Source organism: Roseibium salinum, from assembly GCF_026240905.1.
Lineage (GTDB): Bacteria > Pseudomonadota > Alphaproteobacteria > Rhizobiales > Stappiaceae > Roseibium > Roseibium salinum.
In genome coordinates, this window is sequence record NZ_JAPEVI010000003.1 from 3,654,253 (window position 1) to 3,671,307 (window position 17,055).

General features: G+C 61.9%; 13 protein-coding genes and 2 pseudogenes. 8 read left to right on the forward strand and 7 right to left on the reverse strand.

Going from position 1 to position 17,055, the window contains the following annotated elements:
* Positions 1-193: 193 nt before the first annotated feature.
* Positions 194-5,004, reverse strand: a pseudogene (locus ON753_RS26865) (NAD-glutamate dehydrogenase).
* Between the two features lie 94 nt (positions 5,005-5,098).
* Here ON753_RS26865 and ON753_RS21475 point away from each other — a divergent pair.
* From ON753_RS21475 to ON753_RS21490, 4 genes and pseudogenes are all read left to right on the forward strand, one after another.
* Complete coding sequence (locus tag ON753_RS21475) at positions 5,099-5,665, forward strand: peroxidase-related enzyme (protein WP_265965297.1); 567 nt, start codon at positions 5,099-5,101, stop codon at positions 5,663-5,665.
* A 193-nt stretch (positions 5,666-5,858) separates the two neighbouring features.
* A pseudogene (gene argC / locus ON753_RS21480) lies at positions 5,859-6,808 on the forward strand (N-acetyl-gamma-glutamyl-phosphate reductase).
* Positions 6,809-6,845: 37 nt separating this feature from the next.
* On the forward strand, positions 6,846-7,451 hold the full coding sequence (gene leuD / locus ON753_RS21485) for a 3-isopropylmalate dehydratase small subunit (RefSeq protein WP_265965300.1): 606 nt from the start codon (positions 6,846-6,848) through the stop codon (positions 7,449-7,451).
* A 207-nt stretch (positions 7,452-7,658) separates the two neighbouring features.
* A complete protein-coding gene (locus tag ON753_RS21490; RefSeq protein WP_265965302.1) occupies positions 7,659-8,531 on the forward strand; it encodes a protein-methionine-sulfoxide reductase heme-binding subunit MsrQ in 873 nt (290 codons plus the stop codon).
* Between the two features lie 87 nt (positions 8,532-8,618).
* On the opposite strand, the gene ON753_RS21495 is transcribed toward ON753_RS21490, so the two are convergent.
* Positions 8,619-9,125 carry a Crp/Fnr family transcriptional regulator gene (locus ON753_RS21495; RefSeq protein WP_265965304.1) on the reverse strand — a complete coding sequence of 169 codons (507 nt, stop codon included), beginning with the start codon at positions 9,123-9,125 and terminating at the stop codon, positions 8,619-8,621.
* 25 nt (positions 9,126-9,150) lie between these two features.
* On the reverse strand, positions 9,151-9,834 hold the full coding sequence (locus ON753_RS21500) for a response regulator transcription factor (protein WP_265965307.1): 684 nt from the start codon (positions 9,832-9,834) through the stop codon (positions 9,151-9,153).
* 192 nt (positions 9,835-10,026) lie between these two features.
* On the opposite strand from ON753_RS21500, the gene ON753_RS21505 reads away from it, so the two are divergent.
* The gene (locus ON753_RS21505) at positions 10,027-10,566 is read left to right on the forward strand and encodes a L,D-transpeptidase family protein (RefSeq protein WP_265965309.1); all 540 of its coding nucleotides are present in this window, start codon (positions 10,027-10,029) and stop codon (positions 10,564-10,566) included.
* 78 nt (positions 10,567-10,644) lie between these two features.
* Here the strand turns inward: ON753_RS21505 and ON753_RS21510 are convergent, their stop codons facing one another.
* A complete protein-coding gene (locus ON753_RS21510; RefSeq protein ID WP_265965311.1) occupies positions 10,645-11,121 on the reverse strand; it encodes a C40 family peptidase in 477 nt (158 codons plus the stop codon).
* Positions 11,122-11,390: 269 nt separating this feature from the next.
* Between ON753_RS21510 and dapF the strand changes: the two genes are divergently transcribed.
* The 3 genes from dapF to ftsY all read left to right on the forward strand — a co-directional run bounded on the left by dapF (position 11,391) and on the right by ftsY (position 14,956).
* Entirely contained in the window at positions 11,391-12,302 is a 912-nt protein-coding gene (dapF, locus tag ON753_RS21515; protein ID WP_265965313.1) for a diaminopimelate epimerase, read from the forward strand.
* Positions 12,299-13,567 (forward strand): tRNA (N(6)-L-threonylcarbamoyladenosine(37)-C(2))-methylthiotransferase MtaB, encoded by a 1,269-nt coding sequence (gene mtaB, locus ON753_RS21520; RefSeq protein ID WP_265965315.1) that lies wholly within the window; start codon positions 12,299-12,301, stop codon positions 13,565-13,567. Before dapF ends, mtaB begins: the two co-directional genes overlap by 4 nt.
* A gap of 105 nt (positions 13,568-13,672) precedes the next feature.
* Positions 13,673-14,956, forward strand: a complete 1,284-nt coding sequence (ftsY, locus tag ON753_RS21525; protein ID WP_377047374.1) for a signal recognition particle-docking protein FtsY — start codon at positions 13,673-13,675, stop codon at positions 14,954-14,956.
* 371 nt (positions 14,957-15,327) lie between these two features.
* Here the strand turns inward: ftsY and ON753_RS21530 are convergent, their stop codons facing one another.
* From ON753_RS21530 to gloB, 3 genes are all read right to left on the reverse strand, one after another.
* The gene (locus tag ON753_RS21530; RefSeq protein ID WP_265965317.1) at positions 15,328-15,774 is read right to left on the reverse strand and encodes a cupin domain-containing protein; all 447 of its coding nucleotides are present in this window, start codon (positions 15,772-15,774) and stop codon (positions 15,328-15,330) included.
* Between the two features lie 45 nt (positions 15,775-15,819).
* Positions 15,820-16,041, reverse strand: a complete 222-nt coding sequence (locus tag ON753_RS21535) for a hypothetical protein (RefSeq protein WP_265965319.1) — start codon at positions 16,039-16,041, stop codon at positions 15,820-15,822.
* 119 nt (positions 16,042-16,160) lie between these two features.
* A complete protein-coding gene (gene gloB, locus ON753_RS21540) occupies positions 16,161-16,943 on the reverse strand; it encodes a hydroxyacylglutathione hydrolase (protein ID WP_265965321.1) in 783 nt (260 codons plus the stop codon).
* Positions 16,944-17,055: the final 112 nt, after the last annotated feature.

Below are 17,055 nucleotides of genomic sequence, written 5' to 3' on the forward strand. Positions count from 1 at the left end.
CTAGAGCATCCTGCATTCCGAAGAACACAGAAAAGTGCTCATGCACCTTGAAAGCGATCAACTGTTGCCCGGCAAACTTCGGCTCCCCGATCCCGGTTCTCCGCTTCGCTGCGTCCGGGATGAGGATCTGAAAGTTTGCCGGTCTCAGCCGGCAGGGGAACCGCCGGCCTTGCTCTTTGGATGTCTTCCTCCGTCAGGAGGTTCCGCAGATTTCCGCCAGCAGGCTGGCCGCGACCGAGAATTTCGAGACACTCAACCCGCCGTCCAGGATCTCGCTGACGATACGTTGCCTGCGGCCCATGTCCTTGCCATGGACATCGAGCCAGTTCGGAAAGCCGCCGGCCTTCACCGCTTCGATCGAAATCGCACGATGGGCGGCGGTGAGTGTCGCCCGTCCCCTGTCCAGTGCGAGGCCGTCGTAGTAGTCATCGACGTCGAGATCGTTGGCGAGCTCGTGCATGGTATTGATGCGGAAGTGGTGAGCGACCTCGAAATAGGCCGTCGCGGCCGTGTCCAGGTCCGCTTCGGTCTGTTCCGAAACGATGACGATGTCCGGAATGGCGGTCTCCGCCTGGAGCCAGGCAATCCGTTTGGCAAGCTCCTCGGGGACGCCCTTGGCGACATAGCCTTCCGTTTTGTCGCTCAGGAAGGCGGCCGGTTGTTCGGGCAGTACCGTCTCCAGTCGGCTGCGCAGCGACACGATGCCTGACGAGAACCGTTCCACCACCGCGGACAGGCCGTTTTCGAAGGAGACATTCCGCTTGAACCAGACCACCTGCTCCAGAAGAAGCGTTTGCACTTCCGAATAGAGCTCCAGCTGCAGGTTGCCGTCGATCCTGGTGTCCAGCGCATCGATATCGGCGTTGAGTTCCGTCAGGTCGTAGCTGTTGCGGACGGCGACGAAACCCAGCGCGATTTCCGCCGGCGTCGCGCCGGTCTGGTCTCTCAGCCGGGTGAGGAAGGTCGGGCCGCCGCGGTTGATCATCGAGTTCGCCAGCATGGTTGCGATGATTTCGCGGCGCAGCCGGTGTCCGCTGATCTCGTCCTGGTAGGACAGCGCCATCTGGTCCGGGAAATAGCGGAAAAGTTCGCGGGCGAGATAATCGTCGTCCGGGACCGGGCTGTCGAGCAGTTCGTCGAACAGGGTGATCTTGGAGTAGGCCAGAAGCACGCCGAGTTCAGCGCGGGTGAGCATTTGACCGGCCTTGCGCATCTCGTCGAGCGTTGCTTCGTCGGGCAGCTGCTCCACGCTACGGTCGAGAAGGCCAGCCTGTTCGAGCTGGCGGATCATGCGCACCTGGAAGCCGAAATCCTCCATGCCGCGCAGCCGGGTCATGGAGATCGCCAGGGTCTGGAGATAGTTGTTCCTCAAAACGAGATCGCCAACTTCCTCGGTCATCTCGGCCAGAAGATGGTTGCGCTCCTGGACGGTGAGCTTGCCGGACTTGACCGCGGCGCCGAGCGCGATCTTTATGTTGACCTCCATGTCGGAGGAGTTCACGCCCGCGGAATTGTCGATCGCGTCGGAATTACAGCGGCCGCCGTTCTTGTTGTATTCGATCCGGGCAAGCTGGGTGAGCCCGAGGTTCGCACCCTCTCCGATGACCTTTGCGCCGACCTGTTTGGCCGTGATCCGGATGGGGTCGTTGGCGCGGTCGCCCACATCCGCATCGCTCTCGGATTTTGCGCGGATATAGGTGCCGATGCCGCCGAACCAGAGCAGGTCCACGTTCATCCTGAGAATGGCGCTCATCACCTCCTGGGGCGTGGCACTCGATCCGGGAAGGCTCAGAAGCGCCTGGATTTCCGGCGTCAGCTGGATGGACTTGAGCTGGCGGGAGAATACGCCCCCGCCCTTTGAGATCAGGTCGGTATTGTAGTCCTTCCAGGACGAGCGGCCCATGTCGAAGACGCGCTTGCGCTCTTGCCATGTCCTGGCCGGATCCGGGTCCGGGTCGATGAAGATGTCCCGATGGTCGAAGGCCGCGACCAGCCTGATGGTTTTCGACAGCAGCATGCCGTTGCCGAAGACATCGCCGGACATGTCGCCGACGCCGGCAACGGTGAACGGCTCGGACTGGATGTCCCGGTTCATCTCCCGGAAATGGCGCTTCACCGCTTCCCAGGCGCCGCGGGCCGTGATGCCCATCTTCTTGTGGTCGTATCCGGCCGAGCCGCCGGAGGCGAAGGCGTCGCCGAGCCAGAAGTTCCGGCTCTCGGAAATCTGGTTGGCGGTATCGGAGAAAGTTGCGGTCCCCTTGTCGGCGGCGACGACGAGATAGGGATCGTCGGCATCGAAACGCTTGACCCGGTCCGGCGGAACGACCTCGTCGTCAACCAGGTTGTCGGTCACGTCGAGCAGGGCGTTGATGAAGATCTTGTAGGTCTCGGTCCCTTCCTTGAACCAGGCTTCCCGGTCACTTATCGGCGGCAGGTTCTTGGGAACGAAACCGCCTTTCGCGCCCACCGGCACGATCACGGCGTTCTTCACCTGCTGGGCCTTGACGAGGCCGAGCACCTCGGTGCGGAAGTCCTGCGGGCGGTCGGACCAGCGCAGGCCGCCGCGGGCGACCATGCCGAAGCGCAGGTGCACACCTTCGATGCGCGGGCTGTAGACGAATATCTCCCGGAACGGGCGCGGCTGCGGCAGACCGTCGATCGCGCGGCTGTCGATCTTGAAGGCGAAGGTCGACTTGGGCTGCCCGTCGCTGTCCAGTTGATAGAAATTGGTGCGCAGGACGGATTCGATCGCATTCTGGAAGCGGCGGAGGATCCGGTCGTCATCGAGGCTGGCGACCTCCTCCAGATCGGCGGTCAATTCGCCCTCCAGGCGTTCCGTGCCCAGCTCCCGGTCCTTTTCCGTCACATCCGGATTGAACCGCAGGTGGAACAGCTCCACCAGTTTGGCGGCAATGCCAGGGTAGTTGTTCAGGGTCGACCACATATAGTCTTCGGAGAAGCGGACACCCGCCTGGCGCAGATATTTCGACAGGGCACGCACCACGGCGACGTCGCGCCAGGCGAGTTCGGCCGTCAGCACAAGGCGGTTGTAGCCGTCATCTTCGGCCCTGCCGGTCCACACCGCCATGAACATGCTTTCCAGCCGCGTCTGCAGCCGGTCGGAAAAGCTGATCTGGTCCCCGGACCGTGCTTCCAGCGTCATCTCGTGGAGATAGGACAGTGGAGCGTCGGCAGGCGTGATGCGGTACGTGCGCTCGTTGATGACCCTGAAGCCCATGTTTTCCAGAAGCGGCACGCGGGCCGACAGCGGAATGGGCGAACCGCGGTGATACACTTTCAGAGCGAGCCGGCTTTCCTCTGTGCCCGACGGGCGGTGGAACGTGATGGTCGTTTCGTTGGCATCCGACAGCGTTTCCAGCTTGACGATGTCCAGCAGCGCGGACTGGGCGCTGTAGACTTCCTTGTAACCGCCGTGGAAGGACAGCGCGTAACGGTCGGCGAGCTTGCGCGCCTGGGCCGGGGGAATTCCTTCGCCAGGGCATCACGCACGCTGTCGGACCAGCTGCGTACCATGTCGGCAACGGCGGCTTCCAGCTCTTCCTGCTCGGGTTTCGGCGTCTCGCCCTTGTCGCGGCCGATTATGTAATGGACCCGGGCAAGCGGACCTTCCGGATAGGTCACGTACCATGCGGATACGCGCCCTTCGTAAGTGGAGGCGAGATAGCTTCCCACATTCAGGCGGACCTCCGTCGAGTAGCGGTCGCGCGGAACGAAGACGAGGATGGAAACGTAACGGTCGAACTTGTCCGGACGCGACAGCACGCGGATGCGCGGCCGTTCGTCCAGTTGCAGGATGGCAAGGGCGAAATCGTAAAGGCGTTCGCGTTCGATCTGGAACAGTTCGTCACGCGGAAAGGCTTCCAGCACGTTCTTGAGCGCGCGTCCGGAATGGCTTTCCGAATCGTATCCGGCGCGGGCCAGCACGCTGGCGACCTTGCGGCGGAGAAACGGAATCGTGCTGGTCGGCTCCGTATAGGCGGTCGAGGCGAACAGCCCGACAATGCGCAACTCGCCCTTCATGTTGCCGTCGTCGTCATAGAGCTTGGCACCGACATAGTCCATGTGGACGCGCCGGTGCACGTTGCTCTTTACATTGGCCTTGGCGATGATCAGCGGTTCGGGCTTTTTCAGGAATTCGCGGATTTCCGGGGTGATCTGGACGAACTCGGTGCCGCGCCGCAAGACCCGCACATCCGGATCGGAAAGAAGGCCGAGCCCCGTGCCTTCATGCGGCGAGAGTTCGCCTTCCTCAACGCCGCCTTCGAACGTGTAGTCGCGCATGCCGAGGAAGATGAAGTTGTCGTTTTCCATCCATTCGAGGAAATGGATCGCTTCCCAGAGCTCGTCGCTGCTGCCGGGGATCTGGGTCGTCTTGTAGGTGTCGATCGCCTCTGCCAGCCGCTCCTGCATCGGCTTGAAGTCCGTCACGACGGAGCGCACGGATTTCAGAACGTTGTCGAGCCGCTCCTGCAGGGCGGACCTGGCCTCGTCCGAAACCATGCGGCTGATGTGGATATGGATCAGGCTTTCCTGGCGTTCGTTGCGTTTGGCCGGCTTCTTGCGGGCCGTGGCCGAATTGAGCCTGCCGTCCTCGTCCCGCTCGACCACGAAGATCGGATGCAGGACCAGATGGACTTCCAGCTTGCTTTCCTGCAACTCGTCCATCACCGAATCCACAAGGAAGGGCATGTTGTCGTTGACGACTTCAATCACCGACAGGGCCTTTGCCTTGTTGCCCTTCGCCTTGAAGCAGGGGTCGCAAATGCTGACCCTGTGGGTTCCCGGTTTGTGGAGCTGGAAGTCCTGCCAGGCGTCGCGGACAAATCCCGTGAGCTCGTCCGCCGTGTAGGTGACGAGATCTTCTGCTGCAGCGCGGTCGTAAAAGGCGCGAGAGAATTCCGCCAGGTCAGGATCTTCCTTGCTCAGATTTGCGTGGACTGCGTCGATGAGCTTCAATTTCTCGACGTCATGTTTGTCCGGCATATTAATCCCCTTGGGCGATCTTAGGTATGGCTCTGTCGCGTGGTATTGTCAGTTATGGCAGCGACAACAATGGTTTCAGGACGGGAGGAGCAAATTGTCAAGCAAGGTCACGGCATTACAAATCGATTCAGTGGGAACTTTAAGCGAAAAAACGCAAGCATACTTCGATTTATGCGAGGAAAAGCTGGGACTGGTCCCCAACGTGCTCAGGGCGTACGCCTTTGACGAAGCGAAGCTGCGCGCGTTTACGGACATGTATAACGACCTCATGCTGGCGGATTGCGGGCTGTCGAAACTCGAGCGTGAGATGATTGCCGTCGCGGTATCCTCCGTCAATCATTGTTTCTATTGCCTGACCGCGCACGGTGCTGCGGTGCGGGAACTTTCCGGCGATCCGGTGCTGGGCGAACTGATGGTCATGAACTACCGCGCCGCGGATTTGAGCGCGCGCCAGCGCGCCATGCTCGATTTCGCCGTCAAGCTGACGGAAAAGCCTGCGGAGATCGTCGAAAGCGACCGCCAGGGGCTGCGCGATCAAGGCTTCAGCGACCGCGACATCTGGGACATTGCCTCCGTCGCGGCCTTCTTCAACATGACCAACCGGGTGGCGTCGGCGACCGACATGCGCCCGAATGATGAGTATCATTCAATGGCCCGTTGAGGTCTTGCTACGCTCCGCGGCGGTGACAAGCTTGAGAATTGGGTGTATGACGCTTGCGATTTCATGAATTCGGCAAGATCGACCTGCAGTGGGTTGAAGCACCTGAATGCGGAAAAGTTGATCGACTTGAGGGTGTTGGAGCGTCTTGTCCGCGTTCTTGCGAACACAGGATGCCTTTAGAGAGGAGCGGGCCATGGTTGCGCGCGTATTCATAGATGGCGAAGCTGGCACGACGGGTTTGCAGATCCGCGAGCGCCTTGCCATGCGCGGCGATCTGGAGCTCATCTCCATTCCGGAAAAAGCCGGAAGGACCCCGCGGCCCGGGCCGACTATCTCAACATGGCTGAAATCGCGATTCTCTGCCTGCCTGATGCGGCGGCAAAGGAGAGCGTGGCGCTGATCGAGAACGACACGACGCGGGTGATCGACGCGTCCAGCGCCCATCGGGTTGCCGACGGCTGGGCCTATGGCTTTGCCGAGATGGACCCGGACCAGGGCGACATCATCGCGGCGGCCATGCGGGTCAGCAATCCGGGCTGCTGGCCGCAGGGCCTGATCGCCGCCGTCCGGCCGCTGGTTGCCTCGGATCTGCTGCCGGCGGACTTTCCGTTCCTCTATCACGGCATTTCCGGCTATTCCGGCGGCGGCAAGGGCATGATTGCCGATTACGAGGAAAAAGGCGCAGGCGCCAACGTGTTCGCGCCCTATGGCCTCGGCTTCAACCACAAGCACCTGCCGGAAATGACCGACTATTCGCTTGTGGATGCCGCGCCGCTTTTCACGCCGACGGTCGGCAACTACTACAAGGGCATGCTCACGGTGGTGCCTTTGAACCTTGCCGGCCTGGAGAAGGTCCCGACGGGCGAGGAGCTGCACAACGCGATTGCGGACCATTTCGCAGGCAGCGCCGGCGGTTTCGTCGAAGTTGCGCCGCTGGAAGCACTGGAGCGGGCCGACTTCCTCGATCCGCAGGCGCTCAACGACACCAATGTGATGCGCCTCCACGTCTTTGCCAACGACGCGCGCGCGCAGGCGGCGATCATCGCGGTCTACGACAATCTCGGCAAGGGCGCGTCCGGCGCGGCCGTACAGAACCTCAATCTGATGCTCGGCGTCGATCAGACCACGAGCCTCGCGGCTTGAGGTGATCCGGCATCGGCTGACCTTTCAGGAGACATAAATGGAAAAATTCGAAACCCTGACCGGCGTTGCGGCGCCCATGCCGATCGTGAACATCGACACGGACATGATCATTCCGAAGCAGTTTCTGAAGACGATCAAGCGCACCGGTCTCGGCACAGCGCTGTTCCACGAAATGCGCACCAACGACGACGGTTCGGAAAATCCGGATTTCATTCTGAACAAACCGGCCTACCGCGACGCCAAGATCCTGATTGCCGGCGCCAATTTCGGTTGCGGTTCGTCGCGCGAGCATGCGCCCTGGGCCCTGCTCGACTTCGGCATCCGCTGCGTGATCGCGACTTCCTTCGCCGACATTTTCTACAACAACTGCTTCAAGAACGGCATTCTGCCGATCCAGGTCACCGAGGACCAGCTCGAGAGCCTGCTGCAGGCGTCCGAGCGCGGATCCAACTTCACGCTGACCATCGACCTGGGCAAGCAGGAAATCCAGGGCCTGGAAAGCGGCAGCATCCCGTTCGACATCGACAGCTTCCGCAAGCATTGCCTGATGAACGGCCTCGACGATATCGGCCTGACGCTGAAGAAGGCCGATGCGATCGATGCCTTTGAAGGCAACATGAACGAAAGCCGCCCCTGGGTGTGATGCGCTCCAGCGGAAAGCTGCTGGTCCAGTGCCTTTCCGCCGCCATTGCGTGCGAAACCTGTGGATCGGTCCGTTCGCCCCGCCGGAAGTGGTCCCTGGTCCCTTTTCGGGGCTGACCACAGGCGAGCCGCGGCCTGACGTCTTCATCACACAGGCTTGAAAAGCTGTGCAGTGAATTTTCCGGCACACGGCAATAGATCCAAGTGCATGGTTTTATCGTCTTTCGCTCAATATGCCCCCTGGACCGACCGGCGGGGAAAGCTTTCGGGACTGCGGCTCGGGGTGTTCCTGCTTCTGCTGCTGCCGGTTTGCAGGATCTTCTATGATCTCGCCTTCGGTCCGGTTTTCCCCGAGCCATATGAACAGGCGCTGCATGAAAGCGGCACCTGGGCTGTCCGGTTTCTGCTGCTCACGCTGGCCGTCACGCCTGTACGGCGGATATTTTCGTGGAACAGGGTGGCAGGCGTCAGGCGCATGATCGGCGTCTCGGTGCTCTTTTATGCCCTGCTTCATCTCGGCTTCTATGCGGCGTCGGAAAGCTGGAACATCGTCAAGGTCGCCTCGGAAGTCGTCTTGAGATTCTATCTCACCATCGGATTTACCGCGCTGGCCGGACTGGCGGTTCTGGGCGCCACGTCTTTCGACGGCGCGGTCCGCAGGCTGGGGCGGAACTGGCAGAGGCTGCACAGCCTCGTCTACGCCATTGCGATCCTCGGCCTCTTTCACTTCTTCCTGCAGTCGAAATCGGATGTGACGGAAGCGACGCTGATGGCCGGGCTCTTCGCGTTGCTGATGGTGTACAGGGTTATGGCCAAGGCCGGACTGCCGCTGTCCAACGTGTTTGTGCTGGCCACCTGCGCGGCGCTTGGCGCCATCGGCACGGCCGCCATCGAATATGCCTGGTACGCGCTGGCGACCGGAATTCCGGCGGACCGGGTCTTTCTCGCGAATTTCGACCTTTCGACCAGCATCCGCCCCGCGGTCTGGGTCGCCATCACGGGCCTGTGCGCCTGCGGGGCGCCGGTCCTGCAATGGATCGGCGAGCAGGCCGGCGGCAAGCTGCGATTGCGGCGGGCCTGAGAGGGCTTCTTGCTTCGCCGTAGTCGAGAACGGGCGAGGCAAAGCCCGATCCTATCCGGAAGAGCCCTGGCGCGGCGCGAAAAGCGCCTACGACTGCCTTTCGTCGTCCTTAACCCGCCGTTCGGCGTTGAGCTGTTCCAACTCGGCCATTTTCTCGCCGATCGGGCGCAGCAGCGTGACGGTCTTCTGGTAGCGGGCCGCGTGCTGGTCGAACAGGCGTTGGGCCAGTTCCGGATATTCCTGGATCATGCGTTTGAAGAGGGCGCGGCGGATGCGGATGATGCTGACCGGTTCGATCGCCTCGGCGCGGCAGGGCCGCTTGTTTTCGGCCAGCAGCGCGATCTCGCCCAGAAGCGTGCCCGGCCCGGCCCGGTCGACCTCCTCGAAACCGTCCTTGCCCTTGGTCTGAAGGCTGACGGTTCCGACGGTGATTACAAGCCCGCCGTCGGCCCGGTCACCCTGATCGAAGAGGCGCTGGCCCTGGCCATAGTCCATGCTTTCGGCACTGAAGGCGAGCAGGCGCAGCTGATCGTCGGTGAAGTCCGAAAGCATCGGAATTTGTTTGAGAATCGCAATGTCTTGGGCAAGGCTCATGCCCAAGATTTACGATGAATACCGGCTACGGCACAAGCTTATATCCACCGGCTTCCGTAACCAGGAGCTCGGCATTGGACGGATCGCGCTCGATTTTCTGCCTCAGGCGGTAAATGTGGGTTTCCAGCGTGTGGGTCGTGACGCCGGAATTGTACCCCCAGACCTCATGCAGAAGCACGTCGCGCGTCACCGGCTTTTCGCCGGCGCGGTAGAGGAACTTGAGGATGGAGGTTTCCTTTTCCGTCAGCCGCACCTTCGAACCGGCATCGTCCTGCATGATCTTTGCTGCGGGACGGAAGGAATAGCGGCCGATGGCGAAAGTGGCGTCCTCGCTTTGTTCGTGCTGGCGCAGATGGGCGCGCACTCGGGCCAGCAGGACGGCAAACTTGAACGGCTTGGTGACGTAATCGTTGGCACCGGCCTCCAGGCCGAGGATCGTGTCGCTGTCGCCGTCATGGCCGGTCAGCATGATGATCGGCGCCTTGAAGCCGTTCTTGCGCATCAGCTTGACCGCTTCGCGTCCGTCGATGTCCGGCAGGCCGACATCCATCAGAAGCAGGTCGACATGTTCGTCCTTGGCAAGGGCGAGGCCCGAACTCGCCGAGTCTGCCTGGATGGTTTCGAATTCGTCATAAAGCGACAGCTGCTCGACAAGCGCTTCGCGCAGTTCGGTGTCATCATCGACAATCAAGATCGTGCGGGCGGTCATGGTCGCGGTCCTCGCCAATACTTCGAAAACTGTTCACGCCGTATTGTGCAAACTACACAAGCGCGTTCGTGCCTTATGTGCGCGGGAAATAGTCGCCATACAAGCACCGGTTCGTCAATTCTTCTTCACGCGGGGGTTAGGCGCGGGTTATCAAGGCATTCAGGGGCATCGGCCCACTCAAGCGGACATGCCATGAAGATACGTCGGAAACCTGCGGATTGCCTGGACGTTCGGGCCCTGCCGCGCGACAGGACCAGGGGGATCCTGCGGATGGGCGGGATCACGGTTCCGTGTGCGCTCGGCCGCTCGGGCATCCTCATCCGGAAAAAAGAAGGAGACGGCGGCACTCCGGCGGGCTGTTTCGAACTCCTTCACGTCTATTACCGGCCGGACAAGGGCCTGCCTCCGGCCACGACGCTGCCGCTCGAAGCGCTGACGCCGAACTCGGGGTGGTGCGACGATCCGGCCCATCCGCGCTACAACCGGCCGGTCCGGCTTCCCTTTGCCGCCGGCCACGAGACAATGTGGCGGCAAGACAGGCTCTACGACATCGTCGTCGTGCTGGACTGCAATATTCATCCGGCGGTGAAGGGCAAGGGCAGCGCCATATTTTTCCATATCGCACGAGAAGACTACCGGCCGACGGAAGGCTGCGTCGCGGTGTCGCCGCAGCACATGCGCCTTATCCTGGCAAATATCGGCCCCGGCGCGGAAATGGTTATCCGCGCCTGACGAACGTTGCCGCGCGTTTCACACGGCTCGAACCGCACTCAGCGGCAGGATGTGAGAACTGCGGCCGGTCGGTTGGCGTCACTCGGAAGCTTGCGGACGGTAGATGGTGAAACTGCCGCTCACACGCACGGTTGTCTTCTCGCCGCTGCCGTCGTCCAGGTCAGCCGTCCTCACATGGAAGCGGTTCCGCTGAACGTTCCTGTTGTCGTTGACGTTGGATTCCAGAAAGGTCGCGACGCCATTGTCGATGCTCTCCAGAATGGCGGTGTGCCGGGGCGCGCCGCGTTCCTGGGTATTCTCCGTCCAGCCGTCACTGTTCTCGGTTCTCACGGTCACGCGGAAATTGGAGAACTGGAAGACATCGCCCGGACGGGCGCTGCTCAACTGCTCGACGACCCTCCCCCAGGCATAGGTCGCCGATGGCTTGTGGATGCCGACACTGGAAAAGCCGTTATTGACCAGTGTCCAGCACTCGCCATCGCCTTCTACTTGCCCGAGCCTTTGGGTTGCATATGCGATCAAGCGCGCGGCTTGCTGTTCTGAAATATCTGTCAATGTATTAATTCCTCAATGCCGGCCCCGCAGCCAGTAAACGTTAAAAAAGTACAGCGAATTAGTCTGTAATACTTATCACATTTCTGAGAGCCCGTTCCGCTTCCGAGATTCCCGAATTCGGCAGCTCGGGAAGTATGGCTGTTTACGCATATCTGACGTGACGCCGCAGCCCACTGGTAATTTCCGACGTTTTCCGCCATATAGGGGCTAATTGCGCGCCTATGCGCGCTGCTCGTTTCCACCAACTCACAAGATGAAGTGCGTCCGGCATGGCGTCCGAAACCAGACCCTTTTTGAAGATGAACGGCCTTGGCAACGATTTCGTGGTCTGGGACGCGCGGCAGCAGCCGCTGCGTCTCTCGCGGGACGCCATTGCCAAACTGGGTGACCGGAAGAGCGGCATCGGTTTCGACCAGATGATCACGGTCGAGTGGTCTTCGCTCGGTGTCGACGCCTTCATGCGCATCCACAACCGCGACGGCGGCGAAGTTTCCGCCTGCGGCAACGCCACCCGCTGTATCGGCCGTCTCCTGATGGAAGAGGCGGCAAAGGACGTGGTCACCATCGAAACGAGTGCCGGCCTGCTGCACGCCTTCGAGGCGGCCGGCCCACGCAGCGTGACCGTCGACATGGGCAAGCCGCGCCTGGAGTGGGATCAGATCCCGCTGGCGGAGGAATTTGCCGATACGCGCGCGATCGAACTGCAGATCGGCCCGATCGACGACCCGATCCTGCACACGCCCGCAGCCGTCAGCATGGGCAACCCACATGCGATCTTCTGGGTCGATGATGTCGAGGCTTATGACCTGGAACGGGTCGGCCCGCTGCTGGAGCATCATCCGATCTTTCCGGAAGGCGCCAATATCTCGCTGGCGCATGTCTTCGACGAGAACCAGATCCGCGTCAGGGTCTGGGAACGCGGTGTCGGGCTGACGCTTGCCTGCGGCACGGCCGCCTGCGCCGTCGGGGTTGCGGCTGCGCGCGACGGAAAGACCGGCCGCAAGACAACGGTTCATCTGCCCGGCGGTCCGATCGTTATCGAATGGCGCGAGAGCGACCACCACGTGCTGATGACCGGCACCACGGAAGTGGAGTTCGAGGGCGAGGTCGATCTGGAGACGCTCTCGTGGCGCAAGACCGGCCCCGGCGACGAACCGCGCGAGGCAGGAGCCGCGTCATGACCGTTGATGTCGTAACCTTTGGCTGCCGGCTCAATTCCTACGAGTCGGAGGTGATGAAGCGCGAGGCGGAGGCCGCCGGTCTCACGGACGCGATCCTGATCAATACCTGCGCGGTCACCAACGAGGCCGTGCGCCAGGCGCGCCAGGCCGTGCGCAAGGCCAAGCGGGACAATCCCGATGCCCGTGTGATCGTGACCGGCTGCGCCGCGCAGACCGAGGCGGAAACCTTCTCCGCGATGGAGGAAGTCGACCTGGTGCTCGGCAATACGGAAAAGCTGGAGCGCAAGTCCTATCAGGATGTGGCCGCCTTCGGCATTTCCGAGACGGAAAAGGTGCGCGTCAACGACATCATGAGCGTGGAAGAGACGGCGGGGCATCTGATCGACGGCCTGGCCGGACGGGCACGGGCCTTCGTTCAGGTCCAGAACGGCTGCGACCACCGCTGCACCTTCTGCATCATCCCCTATGGCCGCGGCAATTCCCGTTCGGTGCCCATGGGCGTCGTCATCGACCAGATCCGGCGCCTGGTCGACAATGGTTACAACGAGATCGTGCTGACCGGCGTCGACATCACCTCCTATGGCGCGGACCTGCCGGGGGCGCCGAAGCTGGGCACCTTGAGCGCTAAGATCCTGAAGATGGTGCCGGAACTGAAGCGCCTGCGTCTTTCCTCCATCGATTCGATCGAGGCGGATGACGATCTGATGCGGGTGATCGCCGAGGACGCGCGCCTGATGCCGCATTTCCACCTGTCGCTGCAGGCGGGTGACGACATGATCCTGAAGCGGATGAAGCGGCGGCACCTGCGCGCCGACACGATCCGGTTCTGCCAGGAGGTGCGGCGCATGCGCCCGGACGTGGTGTTCGGTGCCGACATCATTGCCGGTTTCCCCACGGAAACCGAAGACATGTTCCACAATTCCCTGAAGATCATAGATGAATGCGGGCTGACGCATCTTCACGTCTTCCCGTTCTCGCCGCGCCCGGGCACGCCGGCGGCGCGCATGCCGCAGTTGCCGCGCAGCCTCGTCAAGGAACGCGGGGCACGGCTCAGGGCAAAGGGTGAGGAAGCGCTCAACCGGCACCTGACAGACGAGGTCGGCAAGATCCGGCCGGTGCTGATCGAAAAGGAAGGCCTCGGCCGCACGGAGCAGTTCACCCAGGTCGAACTGGATGGCGGTTCTGCCGGAACGATTGTCGAAACCAGAATTATCGGCCATACCGGGCGTCATCTTCTGGGCGAGGCCCTTTCCAGGGCCGCCTGAACAGCGCCACCTGACCAGGGCGGCCAGAGCACTTCCGGCCACACGTTGCCATTGTTCGGGCCACTGTCCGGATGTGCGACAGCAAACACTTCTTAAGGCGGGTTCATGAGCGAGAAAAAGCGCGGATTTCTGGGGCGGCTCTTCGGAGGCAAGGAAAAGCCGGAAGACCATGAGGAAACCGCGGGCCGCGACGCGACGGCCGTCCCGGAGCCCGAACAGGTTGACGACGGCGGTGAAGCCGCCCGCGAGGCGGGCGAGATCGAAATGGATGTCGAGCCGGTCAGCGCCATGAGCGAACGGAGCGGGCCGCTCGGCATGGAAACCGGTCCGGAACTCGTGGCCGATTTCACGCCCCCCGAAACGCCGGCCGCGCCTGAGGAGATCCTGTCCACGGACCTTGCCGCACCGGAAGCCGAGCCTGATCCGGAGGAGTTACCGCAGCCGCAGCCTGCGCCGGCAGGCGAGGAACCGAAGGCGTCGTGGTTCCAGCGGCTCAGGAAGGGCCTTTCCCGCTCGTCCTCGTCGCTCACCGAGGGCATTTCCTCCATTTTCACCAAGCGCCGGCTGGATGCTTCCATGCTGGAAGAGCTGGAGGACGTGCTGATCCAGGCGGATCTTGGCGTCGAAACGGCGATGGCGATCACCGACCGGCTTTCCGAAGGCCGCTATGACAAGGAAATTTCGCCGGAAGAGGTTCGGGCGATCCTGTCGGAGGAGGTCGAAAAGGTCCTGGCGCCGGTAGCCACGCCGCTCGATCTCGACACGGGCCTCAAACCGCATGTGGTGCTGATGGTCGGCGTCAACGGCACCGGCAAGACAACGACGATCGGCAAGCTTTCGCAGAAACTGCGCTCGGAGGGCAAGAAGGTGATGCTGGCCGCGGGCGACACCTTCCGCGCCGCCGCCGTGGAACAGCTGAAGATCTGGGGCGAGCGGACCGGGGCCGAGGTGATTGCCCGCGATATCGGCGCGGATGCCGCCGGACTGGCCTATGACGCCATGAAGGAAGCCCGCGAAAAGGGCTTCGACGTTCTCCTGATCGACACGGCCGGCCGCCTGCAGAACAGGACCGAGCTGATGGAAGAGCTGGAGAAGGTCATCCGCGTGATCAGGAAGCAGGATCCGGACGCTCCGCACACGGTTCTCCTGACCCTGGACGCCACCACGGGCCAGAACGCACTCAACCAGGTGGAGATCTTCGGCAAGGTGGCAGGCGTCACGGGCCTCGTCATGACCAAGCTCGACGGCACGGCCCGGGGCGGCATCCTGGTGGCAATCGCCGCAAAGCACGGGCTGCCGGTGCATTTCATCGGGGTTGGCGAAGGGGTCGCGGACCTGGAGCCGTTCTCGGCGAGGGATTTTGCCAACGCCATCGCGGGATTGGCCTGAAGCCGCGGCCGTTTACTCCGATTGGAGGAAAATGGGGCCGGATGCGCAGTCGGACGGCTGGGGGGAACCGTGCTATGCAAGTTGACTGTCGCATCCGGCCCAAGCTGCCAGGGGCGGGCAGCAATAGCGGATCAAAGCACTCCAAGGAAGGACAGAAGAACACCAATGACCACGATGAGGCCAATGAGATAGATGATGCCGTGCATGTCGCTCTCCTTATGCTGCAAGGAGAATTCCGGGAATGGAAAATGGTTCCCGGCGTAACACGAATTTTTCGAAAAACAGCGTCAATGCGATCCAGCCGCACCGTGGGGGCCTCCCTGCGCGGACATTACTCCGGCTGCAGGTAGGCCTCGAAAATATGCGCGATCTTAAGCGCTTCCCGGTTCCCACCCTTCCGGCGCCATATCAAATCCTTCGAACTGAAAGCCCGGTGCCACCGTGCATCCGACCAGCGTCCAGACGCCCAACGAGCGCGCCTGTTGCCAGCCGTCGCGGGGAACGATGCCTTGCGGGCGCTGGCCGGTGAGGAGATCGTTGCCGAGCGTGAGGACCTGCTTTTCCCGGCCGTCCGGACTGATGGAAAGTTCCAGGGGGCTACCCGCATACCAGTGCCAGGTCTCGACCGCGTCCACCTTGTGCCAGCGCGACAGCACGCCTTCCGGCAGCAGGAAGTAAATCAGGGTGGAGGCGGCGCGGCCGGTGTCGTCGGTGACAGGGTCGCGGAAGGTCTCGGCATAGAACCCGCCTTCCGGATGCGGCTGCATTTTCAGGAGGGCGACAACTTCGTCGGCGGTCATGTCGGAACTGGCAGGCATCGGGTTCCCGGGTTTTCGGCTTGCGCGAAACGGCGCATCCTGCGGTCAGGATGCCTTGCTGTCCGCACAGTAAGCCAGATCGTCGATGGTTTCGCGCAAGGCGGCGACAACTTCGTCATAGAGGACCTGCAGGTCAAGTTTCTGGCCGCCGCCCAAATGCACGGGGATCGGCTCGGTCTGGCTGACGATGCGGCTGACCACATCCTTCGCACGTTGTTCGGCAGATCGCCCAAGGTAGTTTTCGGCGCTCGCAGGTGTCATGGTCATTGCCCTTTCAGGATCTGGGACAGGTTCCATATGGGGCGCGGGTTTCGGGGTTTTAAGTCTGCGGGCGCGGAAAAGCCTTAAGGTTGCCGCAATTGCGAACTCTCGGCAAAGGAATCGCCTCAAGCGTTGTCCTTGCGTGTGCGGATCTCGGTGAAAACCTCAACCGGGGGTTTGCCTTCCATGCCGAGAGCGGCAGCGACGGAGGCTTCTCCGGCACGCAGGAACGGATTAGTCGCTTTTTCCCGTGCCATGGTGGTCGGCAGGGTCGCCTCGCCCCTGGCGCGAAGTTCCTGGACCTGCCGCGCCCTTGCCTGAAGATCCGGATTGTCCGGATCGATCGTCAGCGCGAACCTGGCATTGGCGTCGGTATATTCGTGTCCGCAGTAAATGGTGGTGTCGTCGGGAAGCTGGCGCATCAGTTTGGCGAGCGAGGACCACATCATTTCCTTGTCCCCTTCGAACACCCGTCCGCAACCGAGCGAAAACAGCGTGTCGCCGGTATGAGCCACCCGGACGGAGGGGATATGCCAGGAGATCTGGTCGAGCGTGTGGCCCGGCGTCGCGATGGCCCTGATCTCATAAGGGCCGCACAAGACATCGTCGCCGTCTTCGACGGTGCTGTCCAGTTCGGAAATCTTCTGCCGGGACCGTTCGGGCCCGATCACGGCCGCGCCGGTTTTCCGCTTCAGTTCGCCGAGCCCCTGCACATGGTCCCAGTGGTGATGGGTGATCAGGATGTGGCTGAGTTTCCACCCGGTTTCTTCCAGCACCTGCTGGTAACACGCCGCGTCGGGCACGTCGAAGGCGATGGTCGTTCCGCTTGCCGTGTCGTGAAGAAGCACGCCGAAATTGTCGTTGAGGCAGGTGAACTGGCGGATTTCGGTGGTGTCGCTCAGGGCCATGGAAGCCTCCTTGCAGTGATTGACTCGTTGAAACGCAGAGTGGCAAAGAGAGGAGCCGGGAGCAAGGCAAGAGATCTTGCGCTTTCACCCGGTTCCCTGTTCAATCGCAACC